We start from the raw sequence: 14,130 nt of genomic DNA, 5'->3' as shown, positions 1-14,130 counted from the left end.
CTGCTTACATGCCCGTCTTAACCAGCGTTTTATAGTATTTGCAAACCGGCCGCAAGCCGCATTCCCCGCACTTGGGGCTTCGCGCCAGGCAGATGTAGCGACCATGCAGGATGAGCCAGTGGTGGGCGATGTGCACCTTTTCTTCGGGAATATATTGGAGGAGCTGCTGCTCCGTTTGCAGCGGGGTTTTGGCGTTGGTGGTGAGCCCCAGCCGGGCGGATACCCTGAACACATGCGTGTCTACCGCCATGTTAGGCTGCTGGTACACCACGCTGGTGATCACGTTGGCTGTTTTGCGGCCCACGCCGGGCAGCTTGACCAGTTCGGGAACGGTGGACGGTATTTCGCCATGGAAATCTTCCATCACCATCCGGGCCATGCCGATGAGGTGTTTGGTTTTGTTGTTGGGATAGCTGATGCTTTTGATCAGCGGGAAAAGATCATCGAAGGTGGCGCGGCTCAGGGCCTCCACATCGGGGTACTGCGCGAAAATAGCGGGAGTGGTCATGTTCACCCGTTTGTCTGTGCATTGTGCAGACAGTATAACGGCTACCAGCAGCTGATACGGATTGTCGTAGATAAGCTCTGTCTCTGCATTGGGGGCATGGTGCTCAAAATAATCGATTACGAAAGCGAACCGTTCTTTTTTCGTCATGCCTGCAAAATAATAAAACTAACGCTGTTCTTCTTCCTGAACGTTGCGCGCATGCTCGAATATCGTCACCAGCGTGCTGGTACGGGGAGCATATTGCAGCGAGTTCAATATTTGCAATGTCTGCAGTTCTTCACGGGTCATTTCCTGTTTCTCTTGCATAGTTTTCCCTTGCGGGTCGGTTACAGCACAGTTAGATGTTGAATAGGGGAGTGTAAAATTGCTCATGCGATTGATTTGTTAGTATAAATGGAATTTATGTAGATACAACACTTAAATAACGACGAATGACGGGATAGTATTGTTAATTTAAGCCATTTTTTTGAAAAATGCAATTTTTTAACAATCCATTAGGGGTTATATCAGCTTGAAAACCAGGGAATTATTTCTTTTGAGCAGGCAGGGGCACGATGAACAGGTCTTCGTCGTCCTTTTTCATCCGGTATTGTTCCCGGGCGAATTTTTCCAGTTTTTCGGGGCTGGAAAGCAGTTCGAACTGGTCTTGCCGGGCGCGGTCGATTTCTTGTTTGTAAAAGGTCTTTTGCGATTCCAGCTGGTTAACTTCGGAATAGAGCTGGTACTGGGAGAAGAAATTGTGCCGGTCTAAAAAAACGAGCCAGCCCAAAAAAAGCGCTCCGCAAATGATGTATTTGTTGCGGAGGTAAGAGGGGAGAGTAAAGCGCTTCTTCGTTTCCATGCCCTGCTGTTTTTTTAAAAGTCCGGGTACCGGTAAAACCGGCACCCGGAAAAATTTGTATTGACCACTAAAAAATAAGCGAGGTTATTTTTTACCAAATTTAATTGAATTTTTCGGATAAAAAGCGCTGCTGTCCAACAGTTCTTCGATCCGGAGCAACTGGTTGTACTTGGCCATACGGTCGGTACGGCTGGCGGAACCAGTTTTGATCTGGCCGCAGTTCAGGGCAACGGCGAGGTCGGCGATGGTAGTGTCTTCCGTTTCGCCCGAACGGTGGCTCATGATGGAGGTGTAGCCGGCTTTGTGGGCCATGCTCACGGCGTTGATGGTTTCGGTCACGGTGCCGATCTGGTTTACTTTTACCAGGATGCTGTTGGCAATCTGCTGGTCGATACCCTGTTTCAGGCGTTTTACGTTGGTCACGAACAGGTCGTCGCCTACCAGTTGCACGCTGCCGCCAACTGTTTCGGTGAGTTTTTTCCAGCCGTTCCAGTCGTCTTCGGCCATACCGTCTTCGATGGAGAGGATGGGATATTTTTTGCACCATTCGGCCCAGTAAGCCACCATTTCATCGCTGCTGATGATCTTCTGGGAGCTTTTGTAGAACTTGTAGGTGTTGTCCGCGTCGTTGTACATTTCGCTACTGGCGGCATCCAGGGCGATGCCGATCTGGGAGCCGGCTTTGTAGCCTGCTGCTTCGATGGCCTGCAGTACGGTTTCGATGGCTTCTTCGTTGCTCTGGATTTCAGGAGCGAAACCGCCTTCGTCGCCTACGTTGGTGCTATAGCCTTTTTTCTTCAGTACGCTTTTCAGGTGGTGGAAAATTTCCACGCCCCAGCGGAGGCCTTCGGAGAAGGTATCTGCGCCTACGGGAACGATCATGAACTCCTGGAAGTCGATTTTGTTATCGGCATGCGCACCGCCGTTCACGATGTTCATCAAAGGAATAGGGAGGGTGGTGGCATTTACGCCGCCGAGGTAGCGGAACAGGGGCAGGCCGAATGCTTCTGCAGCGGCTTTGGCCACGGCCATGCTCACCGCCAGGGTGGCGTTGGCGCCCAGTTTGCCTTTATTTTCAGTACCGTCCAGTTCGATGAGCAGTTTGTCGATGCCGGCCTGGTCGCTGATGTCCCAGCCAATCAGTTCGTCGGCAATCACTTCATTCACGTTTTTCACCGCTTTGATCACGCCTTTCCCCATGTACACGCCTTTGTCGCCATCGCGCAGCTCAACAGCCTCGTGCTTGCCTGTGGAGGCGCCGGAGGGCACTGCAGCGCGGCCAACGTGACCGTCTTCTGTGGTTACGTCTACTTCTACCGTAGGATTACCACGGCTGTCTAAAATCTGTCTGGCATGGATCTCTGAAATGATACTCATGGGTAAAGTTTTTTATTGTTTAATCTTGAAAAAGTGAATTGTCTGGCCGCCGGCGCCTCTCCGGCTGCGTTACCACTAATTTGTCAGCTCCCTGAACACCTCCTCGAGCGACTGCGAATTGCTGTGCAAAGAAAGGATGTTCCGGTTATTATTCAAAGAGAATTGAAGCAGGTTTTTCCGGACTGTTTCAGGATCAGCGGTATAAAGCCGGAAAACGTGCCCTTCGGCGGCCGCCACGCGGCTTACGCCGGGGAGCTGCTCCAGTTCGCCGGCCGGTACGGCATCGCTGAACTGCACCTGGATGTAGGCGCTGTTGCCCTGCTGGAGGGCGCTGATGGCGTCGTCGGCGATGATCCTGCCTTTGTTAATGATGATCACCCGGCTGCAGAGGGCTTCTACCTCCTGCATGATGTGGGTAGACAGCATCACGGTCTTATCCCGGCCCAGCTGCTTGATCAGGGCCCTGATCTCTGCCAGCTGGTTGGGATCCAGGCCGGAGGTGGGCTCATCGAGGATGAGCACCTCGGGGTTGTGCAGCAGCGCCTGCGCCAGGCCCACCCTTTGTTTGTAGCCTTTGGACAGGGCACCGATTTTTTTGTGCTGCTCCCGCTCCAGGCCGGTGAGGCCGATCATTTCCCGGATACGCGCCTCGCTGTTGCGGCCCAGCTGGTGCATCCCGGCCATGAACCCCAGAAATTCCTTCACATACATGTCGGGATACAGTGGATTGGCCTCAGGGAGGTACCCTACCCGCTTGCGCACTTCCATGGGCTGTTTGGCCACATCAAACCCGCAGACGCTGGCCTGGCCCTCGCTGGGGGGCAGGTAACCGGTGATAATCTTCATGGTAGTGGATTTACCGGCACCATTGGGCCCCAGAAAGCCGACAATACCGCCCTTCTGCAACTCGAACGAGATGCCGTCTACTGCTTTCTGCTGCCCGTACAGCTTGGTAATCTGCGATACGATGATTGACATGGATAGTTTTTGCGGAGACTAAAGTAAGACGAAAAAAAATAAAGCGGTAATTACCACGGTACAATTCGAAAATTCAAAAAAAACGGCCCGCGCCCGTGGGCACAGACCGCTGAAGGCGCTCGTGAATGAATTAACAGTTGTAGGTCGACATTACGGCGAGGCCCGATGACTTAATATGTGACAACCGGTTCCAGGTCTTTGGCCTGATTGATCATCCCCGTGATTTCGGCCAGCGAAGGCGCCCGGCCGCTCAGGTTTTTGAGCGTATTCAGTTCCACCACTTTCGCGTGCAGGTTTTCGGGGATGCGGTTACGGAGTTCCTTGACGGTATCTACGCCGGCGGCTTCCAGCAGCTCGGCGAACTGATCGCCTACCCCGTTGATGCGCATCAGGTCGGCATGATTGATCCATTTGAGCAGCAGGCTTTCCGGGATGCCGGTGGTCTCGGCCAGACGCATACGCCCGGTGCGGGTATTGCCGTCTTCCAGCAGCTTGGCCACGGTATCAATGCCGATGCCCAGCAGCTTGCTCGCATAGTTGGGGCCAATGCCCTGAATTTCGTGAATCGGATAGCTCATAATTGTTGTTTTGGTAGTCGGAAATTAAGGAAAAGGCATCACCTGTGATTTAAAAATATGTTAAATCATTGTCTTTCATCGTAATTTTAGCCCTTCAGCGTTTATCTATTACATTTACAGATGAAACCGGGCATGATACATGTTCTTACAAGCAGGATGATTCATGTGAAGTTGCGTCGGGCCATCAAAAATCAGTTATTTATTTGCAGATGAAAAGATCGTTTGTTTGGTTGCTCCTGTTGCCACAACTTGCGCTGGCACAGGCTTTACCGGAAAGGCAGTACCCTAAAGGATATTTCAGGAATCCGCTGAACGTGCCGATTGAACTGGCCGGGAACTTCGGGGAATTACGTCCCAACCACTTCCATTCCGGCCTGGATTTTAAAACCCAGCAACGCGAAAATCTGCCCGTGCATGCCGCGGCAGACGGGTATGTGAGCCGCATTGGCGTTTCCCACCTGGGATTCGGTAACGTGCTGTACATTACTCACCCGAATGGCTACACGACCGTATATGCGCACCTGAACCGCTTTTACCCGCTGGTGGAAGAATACGTAACGCGCAAACAGTACGAACAGGAAAGCTGGGCCACCGACCTGGTTTTGCCGCCCGGCCTTTTCCCGGTAAAAAAAGGGGATTTTGTGGCCTGGAGTGGCAATACGGGTGGCTCCGCCGGCCCGCACCTGCATTTCGAAATCCGCGATACGAAAACGGAAAAGCCACTCAACCCGATGCTGTTCGGTTTCAGCATTCCCGATACCCGTGCCCCGGAAATCCAGCGGGTGGTGGTATACGACCGCAACCGCAGCCTGTATGAACAAACGCCGCTGGTAGTACCGGTCAAAAAAACAGCAGCCGGCTACACGGCCACGCGCCCCGTGATCACGGTGGCAACGGATAAAGTAGGCCTGGGATTGTCTGCGCTCGACCGGCAGAGCAATTCCATGAACCCCAACGGTATCTACGAAGCGATGCTCATCCGGAACGGGGAAGTTGACTGCGGTTTTCAGCTGGACAACATCGGGTACGACGAAACGCGGTATCTCAACGCGCATATCGACTATAAAATGAAAAAAGGCGGCGGCCCTTACGTACAGCTGTTGTTTGCCCTGCCCGGCAACCAGCTGGATATTTACAAGGAAATGGCGGGCGACGGCACCATCGATCTGTCCGACAAACAGCCGCACCCGGTAACGCTGCGGGTGACCGATGCGTACGGCAACCACTCCGATGTGCAGCTCACCCTGCAGCAGGAGGGCAATCCTCCGGCCGTGCCTGTTTGCGCCAACACCATGTATGCGGATTCCCGGAATATTTTTGAAAATAATGCAGTGGAATTCTATTTAGAAGAAGGAACTTTGTACGACGAAATCTGTTTCCGGTACCTGGAAATTCCGAATGCAACGGCATATTCCAATACATACCGGTTACATACGGCGCTGGTGCCGGTGCATGCATATTTCGGATTGCGCATTAAACCCACCCGTGCGGTGCCGGCGGAATTGCAACAGAAAATGGTGATTGTGCGGAAAGGACTTGGTGAAAGCATTTCTGCAGCCACTTATGAAAACGGCTGGTTCAACGGCTCCTTCCGCGACCTCGGCGATTTCTACCTGACTGCCGATACCGTGCGGCCGAAAATCACCCCGATGGGAGGCCTCAGGTCCGGTATCAATCTGTCCAAAGCCGGCAAGATGTCGTTTGCCATGAGCGATGCGAGCGGCATCAAATCCTATCGCGCGGAGCTCGACGGCCAGTGGCTGCGGTTTTCCAGGAGGGGAAATGTGTTGACATATGCTTTTGACGAGCATTGCTCCGCGGGAAACCACACCCTGAAACTGACCGTCACCGACATTGCTAATAACGAAACCACATATACTTTGACGTTTAAACGCTAGAAACCGTGAAGCATCTAAAACCCGGGGACATTGCTCCCGCATTTACAGCTAAAGACCAGCATGGCCAGGATATTTCCCTGGCAGATTTTTCTGGAAAGAAAGTGATCCTCTATTTTTATCCGCACGACATGACCCCCGGATGCACGACCCAGGCCTGTAATCTCCGGGACCATCACGCGCGCCTGTTGCAAAAAGGCTACGCGGTGATCGGTGTGAGCGAAGACGATGAAAAGAGCCACCGGAAGTTTGCGGAGACGTACGACCTTCCTTTCCCGATACTGGTAGACGAAAGTCATGATATCCTCAACGCTTATGGTGTTTGGGGCGAAAAAACATTCATGGGCCGCACTTACGACGGCACACACCGCACCACCTTCCTGATCGGTGAAAACGGAGAAATTGAGCACATTATCGAGCGCCCGGACAACGGCGACCATGCTGCGCAAATCCTGGAGATATGGGAAGGCGAAGCGGCGGCTGAGCCGTTCAGAAGCGCTCCCGCAGCAGAAGGTAATGGCGATGTTGTTGCAACGGCCGAAGCCGAAACTGAAGGCCAGCAGCCCGATGCGGAAGCGATCGAGGAAATCCACGACGTCATGAGCAAGGCGAAAGCAATTGCCACAGCGGCATCGGAAGAGAAAGCCGAAGAAGAGAAGGCCGAACTAGCGGCCGCCAAAGCGACTGCAAAGAAAGCTGCGCCGAAGAAAACCAAACCGGCAGCCAAGCCCGCCGCTACGACTGAAAAACAAGCAACCAAACCCGCCGTCGTAAAAGCTAAACCGGCCGCAGTGAAAACTGCTCCCGAAAAGGCAGCCGCGAAGGCGAAACCAGTTGCAAAAAAGGCAACCGAGAAGGCGAAACCCGCTGCAAAAAAAGCTGTTGCCAAAGCTAAGCCCGCCGCCACGAAAGCTGCGCCCCAAAAGGCTGCTGCGAAGGTTAAGGCAGTGGCAAAGAAAGCGGTCCCTAAAAAAGCAGCCGTTAAAGCCAAGCCCGTGGCAAAGAAGGCAGCATCCAAAAAAGCAGCCGCGAGGGCTAAGCCGGCGGCTAAAAAGGCCGTTGCTAAAAAAGCCGTGGGGAAGGCCAAACCGGTTGCCAAGAAAGTTGCAGCTAAAAAGGCAGCAGTGAAAGCCAAGCCCATCGCAAAGAAAGCAGCCGTAAAGAAAGCTGGAGTAAAAGCAAAACCTGTCGCAAAGAAAGCTGCAACTAAAAAGGTGGCGGTCAAAGCAAAACCGGTCGTAAAGAAAGCAGCTGTTAAAAAAGCTGCAGTTAAAGCAAAACCGGTCGCGAAAAAAGCAGCCGTTAAAAAAGCTGCGGTGAAAGCGAAACCAGTTGCAAAAAAAGCGGCTTCCAAAAAAGCAGCTGTGAAGGCCAAACCCGTGGCTAAAAAGGCCGCCGCTAAAAAATCGGTAGTGAAAGCAAAGCCGGTTGCAAAGAAAGCAGCTCCTAAAAAGGCCGCGCCCAAAGCGAAGGCAAAATCAAAGCGCTAAACAATGCGCCGCTATAAATGCAAAACGGGAAAGAAGATCATCTTCTTTCCCGTTTTTTTATACTTGAAATTGTATGCTGCTATCTTTTCTGGCGTTGTTTCTTGAACACCTGGCCGGTTTTGAACTTGTTGCCTTCGGGGCTGCCCACACGGTCCATCGCGCAACGGAAGCCTACGGTGTTGGTAGCCATATCTTCCTGCATGTGACGGCGGTTGCCGGGTGAAAGCCAGTAAGCACGGTCGTTCCAGCTGCCGCCTTTTACCACCCTGGATTTGTCGTTGATCAGGGAAGTGATGCCGTAGCCATATTCAACCAGGGAAAGGGTGTCACCGTCGAGGTAGTTGATCACATCACCTTTCTGGTAGTTCAGGCGGCTGGCGGATTCTTCGTCAGTCACGTCACGCATTTTCAGTGCTCCGAGGCTGTCTTTTTCGAATTCTTTTTCAGCATTCTGGTACACCGTCTGGAATTTATTACCGCGGAAGTAGTTGAAGTCGTCGCCGTCGATGGTGGTCAGCGGCCTGTACACGTCCTGTACCCACTCGCTCACGTTGCCGGACATGTTATAGATGCCAAACGTGTTCGGGAAGTAAGACTGCACCGGGGCGGGGATGGATGCACGGTCGTTCAGGCCGCCTGCCATACCCATGTTATCGCCGGATCCGCGTTTGAAGTTCGCCAGGAACTGGCCTTGCCAGTTGCCGCGGCGGATGTCGCGCAGGCCGCTGTTATTGGTGCCCCAGGAATAGATCTGTTTGTTGAGGATGAGCTCTTCCCCACGTTTGCCTTCTTTTTTGGAAGGGCTGGGGTTTTGCCCGATATAGCCGAGGGCGGCATATTCCCATTCCGCTTCTGTCGGGAGGCGGTAGTTCGGCAGCATGATGCCGTCTTCGAACTGGGCCCCGCGGGGAGAACCGTCGGGATTGCTGAATTGTTTTTTCGCGCTTTTCGACAATTTACCCGGCGTGCCCTCGTAAAGGCCGGCCATGTAAGATTTGCTGTCGAACGTATTGTCGTCTGCCTGGTTCATGATGTCGGCCTTGGAAAGAAGTCCGGCATCCATCAGCAGTTTTTCGTTTACGCGGTTGGAACGCCATTTGGAGTAGTCGGTCGCCTGTTTCCAGGTTACGCCCACCACCGGATAGTCGTTATAAGCGGGGTGACGGAAATAATATTCCACCAGCGGCTCGTTGTAAGCCAGCTCGCTACGCCATACCAGCGTGTCGGGCAACGCACCACGGTACACGTCCGGGAAAGATTCCCCGTACATACGGGTGAGCCAGTACAGGTACTCACGGTAGTTCACGTTGGAAACTTCCGTTTCGTCGATATAAAACGAAGACACCGTGATACGGCGCGGTATGTTGTTCCAGTCAGACATCACGTCCTGCTCGGTGGCACCCATGGCGAAAGTACCGCCCTGAACAAACACCAGACCTGGACCGGTGAACTGGTCCTTGTTCTTGGCAACGGAAAATCCGCCCATTTTAGGGTCGTTGTAGGTCCATCCGGTTGCGGAGGAAGATTCTTTCTTCTTTCCAAACAAGCCACCATTCTTACAGGCCGACATCGACAACATCACACCGGTGCCTACAATCAAGGATAAGGAGGTTAATCTGCGCATGCGAAAACAGCTTTTGATCGATACAATTTAGGTATTCAATTAGGTAAACGCAAATGTATGCTTTTTTATTTTATAGCGAAAATAATTAATTTGTAAACAAGTGGTATTTCGGAACTCCCCGGCGGTTGCGAAATACCCTGAGATACATTAGGTTTGTATCAAATATACAAATCCGGCCATCCTTATGCGAACCGCCCGTTCTTTTATGCTTGCCACAGCCTGCCTGCTTTGCTGGCTGGGCGAGGCTTACGGGCAACGTTCCTATGCGCAGCGCTCGGTACTGGCCGACGGCAGCTGGTACAAACTGGCCGTCCGTGAGCCGGGCGTATACCGGATAGACCTGCCCCTGCTGCAATCCATGGGCATTCTCACTAACAACCTGGCTTCCAATACCCTGCGCATTTACGGTCATGGCGGCGGCATGCTGCCGGAAGACAATGCGGCCCCCCGCCCCGACGACCTCCCCGAGAACCCGGTGGTGGTGCTGGATGGGGGCGACGGGATTTTAAACGGGAACGACTGTATTTTATTTTACGCCGAAGGCCCCCATATCTGGCGGCCCACCCCGGAAGGTTTCCGCCACACCCGGCACTTGTATGCGGATTCGATCTGTTATTTCCTGCAGTTAAAACCGGGCAGCCTGCGGGTAGGCGAGGCGCCGGCCGGCATCTCCGGTACGGCCGTCACCACTTACGATTACAGGGCCTTCCATGAAAAAGACCTTTACAATATTTTATCCAGCGGGAAAGAATGGTTCGGGGAAGAACTGAACGCCCCCCAGCCCGAACGCTCCTTTACTTTATCAACACCCGCAGCGGGCCTGACGGAGATGCATATACGGTTCCGCGCCGTAGCCCGCAGCACCGGCGGCTCCCAGTTCGAACTGGCGGGCCAGCGCTTTGCGCCGCTGCCGGTGAGCGGCAATATTTTCGACCAGTATGCCACGGCGGTGGAAGGATATTTTCCCTATACCGGCGGCGGCACGGTATCGTTGCGGTACCAGGGCAATGCCGCCGCCCGCGGCTGGCTTGATTACCTTGAGATACAGGGGCGCAGCCCGCTGGTGTTGCCGGCGTCTGGCACCCTGCTTTTCCGCGACAGCCGCTGTGCGGGCGCTTCCACTTTTGTGCTGGCTAACGCCGGGGCCCAAACGCAGGTGTGGGATGTCTCCAATCCCCTGCAGCCACTGCGGCAGCAAACACAACTGAGCGGGAGCACGCTCCGTTTTAACGGCGACTGCGGCATACTGCGGGAATATGTGGCCTTCAACCCGGATGCTACCCCCAAACCGCAGTTCGTAAGCGCCGTGGCTAACCAGAACCTGCATGGTGTGAACGTGAGTGGCATGCTGGTGATCGCCCCTGCGGCCCTGAAAGCCGAAGCGGAACGCCTCGCCGGCTGGCACCGCAGCCGGCAGCTCGATGCGGTGGTGGTAACGGTGGAAGATATCTACAACGAATTTGCGTCCGGCTCACCGGATCCCACGGCCCTGCGTGATTTTGTAAAGATGCAGTACGACCGCAACGGTCTGCGTTACCTGCTGTTGTTCGGCCGGGCCAGTTTCATGTATAAAGACGCGTCCAACATGGTGCCTACCTGGCAGAGCCCAGCCTCGCTGCACGGCATCAATACCTATATGACCGACGATTATTTCGGTTTCCTGGGCGATAACGATCACATCGGGGGAAACCCGCTGCTGGATGTGGCGATCGGCCGGTTGCCCGTGCGGAACGCGGCGGAAGCGGCCGCTGTGGTGAACAAGATCAAGCGGTACCAGTCGCCCGAAAGTTTCGGCGCCTGGCGCAATGAAATGACCTTCACGGCCGACGATGAAGATGGCAACCTCCACTTCAATGATGCGGAAAAAGTCAACCGCATCATCGAGCAGGAGCAGCCCGGTTTCAACGTTACGAAACTCTACCTGGATGCGTTCCCGCAGGTATCCGGCGCTTCCGGCAGCCGCTATCCCGCGGTGAACGATGCCATCAACCGGAAAATGTTCAACGGTACGCTGGTATGGAATTACAACGGCCACGGCAGCTTCACCCGGCTTGCGGAAGAAGCGGTGCTAGACGATACCTCCCCGGATGCCTGGAACAACGCCAACCGCCTGCCTTTGCTGGTCACGGCCACCTGCGATTTCGCACCGTTCGACAATCCGCAGTTCCATTCCCTGGGCGAAAAGCTCCTCACCCGCGAAAGAGGCGGCGCCATTGCGCTCATGACCACTACCCGCGCAGTGTTCGCCTCTTCCAATCTCGTGATGAACGCCAACTATTTCAGGCTCGCCTTCCAGCCGCGGGCCGGCGGCCAAATGCCTACGCTCGGCGAAGGCGCGATGCTGGCCAAAAATGAAACTTATGCCGGCTTGGGGGATGTGGTGAATAACCGCAAATTCCAGCTGCTGGGCGACCCGGCGCTGTCGCTCGCCTTCCCCAGGTGGCGGGTGTACACCGATTCCGTCAACGGCGTAGCGGCCGGTACGGCCGACACCCTGAAAGCCCTCGGCCGTTACACCATCGCGGGCAGCGTGCGTGATGCAACGGGCAACATCCGGACGGGCTACAACGGGACGCTGGATATTACCGTGTTCGACAAACCCGTTACCCGCCGTACTTTGGGTAATGACCCCGGCAGCGCGGCAGTGGATTACCAGCAGCAGGACAGGGCGCTGTTCCGCGGCACACAGGCGGTGCAGAACGGGCGGTTCCGCTTCACGTTCGTAGTGCCCAAAGATATTGCCGCTATCGGCGGTAAAGGGAAGATCAGTTATTACACCCATAACGATACCGAAGACGGTGGCGGCACCTATGCCAACCTCGCCGTAACGGGCACGGCAACAGGCGTTCCGGCAGATAATCAGGGCCCGGTCATCAAAGCCTGGATGAACCACGAATCGTTCCGCGACGGGGGCGTAACGGCCGAAGATCCGCTGCTGCTCGTGCTGCTACAGGACGAAAACGGTATCAACGCCACCGGCAACGGCATCGGGCACGATATTGTGGCCGTTCTCGACGACAGTACGCAGTTCTATAACATGAACGAATTCTATATCACCACGCCCGGAAACTTCCGGGAAGGACGCGTCGTTTTCCCCCTGGCCGGCCTCGCTCCGGGAAAGCATTCCCTCACCATCCGGGCCTGGGATAGCTTCAATAATTCTTCGACCATTAACATATCGTTTACCGTTGTCCCCAAATCCTTGCTGGCAGTGGAAAATGTATATAATTACCCCAACCCGATGCGCCACCAGACCCGTTTTGTGTTCAATCACAACCAGCAAAACGCTGATCTTGATGTGCTTATACGTATCTTTACATCCGCCGGGAAACAGGTGGCAACCATCAGAAACACAATAAACACGACAAACGGCCGTTATTCTGGCATTCCGTGGAACGGAACAAACGATTCGGGAGCAAGATTGACCCCTGGCATCTACTTTTATCAGTTTGTAGTAAGGAGCACAGGAAGGGAAAAAGTGTTTGGCGGTAAATTAATATTATTGTAATTTATATATTAAGGAATGTGTAAATTTGAAATGTAATTATGATGTGTTTTTGCGCCCCTTCACTTGTAATTCATAATTTAGACATTATTTTTACATTTAGCCATTAAATAAATTTTGCATGTTTTCAAGGATTACGACAGCTGTTATTTGCGTATCTGCCCTATTCCTCAGCCAGCGTGTTTCTGCCCAACAAGACCCACCGACAAGGAATGAGCTAGATGGACGTATCAACACAATCAATACAGCCGTACCTTTTCTCCGCATATCGCCTGACGCCAGAAGCGGCGCCATGGGTGATGCAGGGCTTGCCATTTCACCTGACGCCAATTCCGTTTACTGGAACCTTTCCAAATTACCTTTCGCTCCAAAAAAATCGGCGGTAGCCGTAACATATACGCCCTGGCTGAAAGAGCTCGTGAACGATGTGTTCCTGGCGCAACTGGCCGGCTATACCCAGCTCGACGAACTGCAGGCCATCGGTGGCTCGCTTCGTTATTTTTCACTGGGCGACATCGATTTTGTGGACATGGGCGGCGCTTCCAACGGCACCTTCCGCCCGCGCGAGTTCGCCATCGATGCAGGGTATGCCCGCAAGCTGAGCGACAACTGGTCGCTGGGTGTGGCGCTCCGCTATATTCACTCCAGCCTGGCTTCCGGCGTAACGCCCGATCAGCAGACCATACGTCCCGGACGCGCCGTGGCGGCGGATCTCTCCGGTTTTTACACCAAGGATTTCGAGAAGGATAACGGGGTGATGAACAACTGGAGCTTCGGTTTCGCCGTTACCAACATCGGTAACCGTATCTCCTATACGCAATCCGCACAGAAAGATTTCCTTCCCACCAACCTCGGTTTGGGCACATCTTATACCATCGGCATCGACGAATACAACAAAGTGACCTTTTCGCTCGACGTGAATAAACTGCTCGTGCCTACGCCGCGCGCAGACAGCACTTATCCCGACAAAAGCATGCTCGAAGGCATGTTCACCTCTTTCGGCGATGCGCCGGGCGGGTTCAAGGAAGAGCTGCATGAGCTGATGTATTCCTTCGGCGGCGAATACTGGTATAACGACCAGTTTGCCGTGCGTGCGGGGTATTACAACGAGCACAAAACAAAAGGCAACCGCCGTTACTTTACGGCCGGCCTGGGCGTGAAATACAATATTTTCGGCCTCAACTTTTCTTATCTGGTGCCCTCCGGAACTGGCATACAGCGCAACCCGCTGTCGAACACCCTGCGGTTTACCCTGTCGTTCGATTTGTCGGGGAATGAAGAATAGTACAGTATCTTTGCCATAATAATTCTAGCAATGAATAAATCCTCCGTGC

At 53.8% G+C, this 14,130-nt stretch carries 11 protein-coding genes; 4 read left to right on the top strand and 7 right to left on the bottom strand.

The features are described 5' to 3' along the window. Positions 1–4: 4 nt before the first annotated feature. The 6 genes from nth to EGT74_RS05635 form a co-directional block, all read right to left on the bottom strand. Entirely contained in the window at positions 5–655 is a 651-nt protein-coding gene (nth, locus tag EGT74_RS05655; protein ID WP_123845551.1) for an endonuclease III, read from the bottom strand. An 18-nt stretch (positions 656–673) separates the two neighbouring features. Next, complete coding sequence (locus EGT74_RS26845; RefSeq protein ID WP_158618018.1) at positions 674–814, bottom strand: hypothetical protein; 141 nt, start codon at positions 812–814, stop codon at positions 674–676. Positions 815–1,034: 220 nt separating this feature from the next. Beyond that, entirely contained in the window at positions 1,035–1,349 is a 315-nt protein-coding gene (locus tag EGT74_RS05650; protein ID WP_123845550.1) for an FtsB family cell division protein, read from the bottom strand. Positions 1,350–1,433: 84 nt separating this feature from the next. Further along, the gene (eno, locus tag EGT74_RS05645; RefSeq protein WP_123845549.1) at positions 1,434–2,726 is read right to left on the bottom strand and encodes a phosphopyruvate hydratase; all 1,293 of its coding nucleotides are present in this window, start codon (positions 2,724–2,726) and stop codon (positions 1,434–1,436) included. 75 nt (positions 2,727–2,801) lie between these two features. Further along, entirely contained in the window at positions 2,802–3,704 is a 903-nt protein-coding gene (gene gldA, locus EGT74_RS05640; RefSeq protein WP_123845548.1) for a gliding motility-associated ABC transporter ATP-binding subunit GldA, read from the bottom strand. A gap of 170 nt (positions 3,705–3,874) precedes the next feature. Beyond that, a complete protein-coding gene (locus tag EGT74_RS05635; protein ID WP_123845547.1) occupies positions 3,875–4,282 on the bottom strand; it encodes a DUF4332 domain-containing protein in 408 nt (135 codons plus the stop codon). Positions 4,283–4,491: 209 nt separating this feature from the next. Here EGT74_RS05635 and EGT74_RS05630 point away from each other — a divergent pair, with 209 nt between their 5' ends. Beyond that, entirely contained in the window at positions 4,492–6,180 is a 1,689-nt protein-coding gene (locus tag EGT74_RS05630; RefSeq protein ID WP_123845546.1) for a M23 family metallopeptidase, read from the top strand. 5 nt (positions 6,181–6,185) lie between these two features. Beyond that, positions 6,186–7,667 (top strand): thioredoxin-dependent thiol peroxidase, encoded by a 1,482-nt coding sequence (gene bcp / locus EGT74_RS05625; protein ID WP_123845545.1) that lies wholly within the window; start codon positions 6,186–6,188, stop codon positions 7,665–7,667. 79 nt (positions 7,668–7,746) lie between these two features. Here bcp and EGT74_RS05620 read toward each other — a convergent pair whose 3' ends face one another. Further along, entirely contained in the window at positions 7,747–9,291 is a 1,545-nt protein-coding gene (locus tag EGT74_RS05620; protein ID WP_123845544.1) for an SUMF1/EgtB/PvdO family nonheme iron enzyme, read from the bottom strand. A 184-nt stretch (positions 9,292–9,475) separates the two neighbouring features. Here EGT74_RS05620 and porU point away from each other — a divergent pair, with 184 nt between their 5' ends. After that, positions 9,476–12,799, top strand: coding sequence for a type IX secretion system sortase PorU (porU, locus tag EGT74_RS05615; RefSeq protein WP_123845543.1), 3,324 nt, complete (start codon positions 9,476–9,478; stop codon positions 12,797–12,799). Positions 12,800–12,917: 118 nt separating this feature from the next. Beyond that, positions 12,918–14,081, top strand: coding sequence for a type IX secretion system outer membrane channel protein PorV (gene porV / locus EGT74_RS05610; RefSeq protein ID WP_123845542.1), 1,164 nt, complete (start codon positions 12,918–12,920; stop codon positions 14,079–14,081). The last annotated feature ends 49 nt before the right edge of the window (positions 14,082–14,130 follow it).

This window comes from Chitinophaga lutea (genome assembly GCF_003813775.1).
Taxonomy (GTDB): domain Bacteria; phylum Bacteroidota; class Bacteroidia; order Chitinophagales; family Chitinophagaceae; genus Chitinophaga; species Chitinophaga lutea.
Note: the sequence above shows the minus strand (reverse complement) of the source record. Positions and strands in the feature narration are given on the sequence as shown.

Coding starts and splice junctions, on each gene's coding strand:
- nth (WP_123845551.1), bottom strand. CDS start 655: ATGACGAAAAAAGAACGGTTCGCTTTCGTAATCGATTATTTTGAGCAC.
- EGT74_RS26845 (WP_158618018.1), bottom strand. CDS start 814: ATGCAAGAGAAACAGGAAATGACCCGTGAAGAACTGCAGACATTGCAA.
- EGT74_RS05650 (WP_123845550.1), bottom strand. CDS start 1,349: ATGGAAACGAAGAAGCGCTTTACTCTCCCCTCTTACCTCCGCAACAAA.
- eno (WP_123845549.1), bottom strand. CDS start 2,726: ATGAGTATCATTTCAGAGATCCATGCCAGACAGATTTTAGACAGCCGT.
- gldA (WP_123845548.1), bottom strand. CDS start 3,704: ATGTCAATCATCGTATCGCAGATTACCAAGCTGTACGGGCAGCAGAAA.
- EGT74_RS05635 (WP_123845547.1), bottom strand. CDS start 4,282: ATGAGCTATCCGATTCACGAAATTCAGGGCATTGGCCCCAACTATGCG.
- EGT74_RS05630 (WP_123845546.1), top strand. CDS start 4,492: ATGAAAAGATCGTTTGTTTGGTTGCTCCTGTTGCCACAACTTGCGCTG.
- EGT74_RS05620 (WP_123845544.1), bottom strand. CDS start 9,291: ATGCGCAGATTAACCTCCTTATCCTTGATTGTAGGCACCGGTGTGATG.
- porU (WP_123845543.1), top strand. CDS start 9,476: ATGCGAACCGCCCGTTCTTTTATGCTTGCCACAGCCTGCCTGCTTTGC.
- porV (WP_123845542.1), top strand. CDS start 12,918: ATGTTTTCAAGGATTACGACAGCTGTTATTTGCGTATCTGCCCTATTC.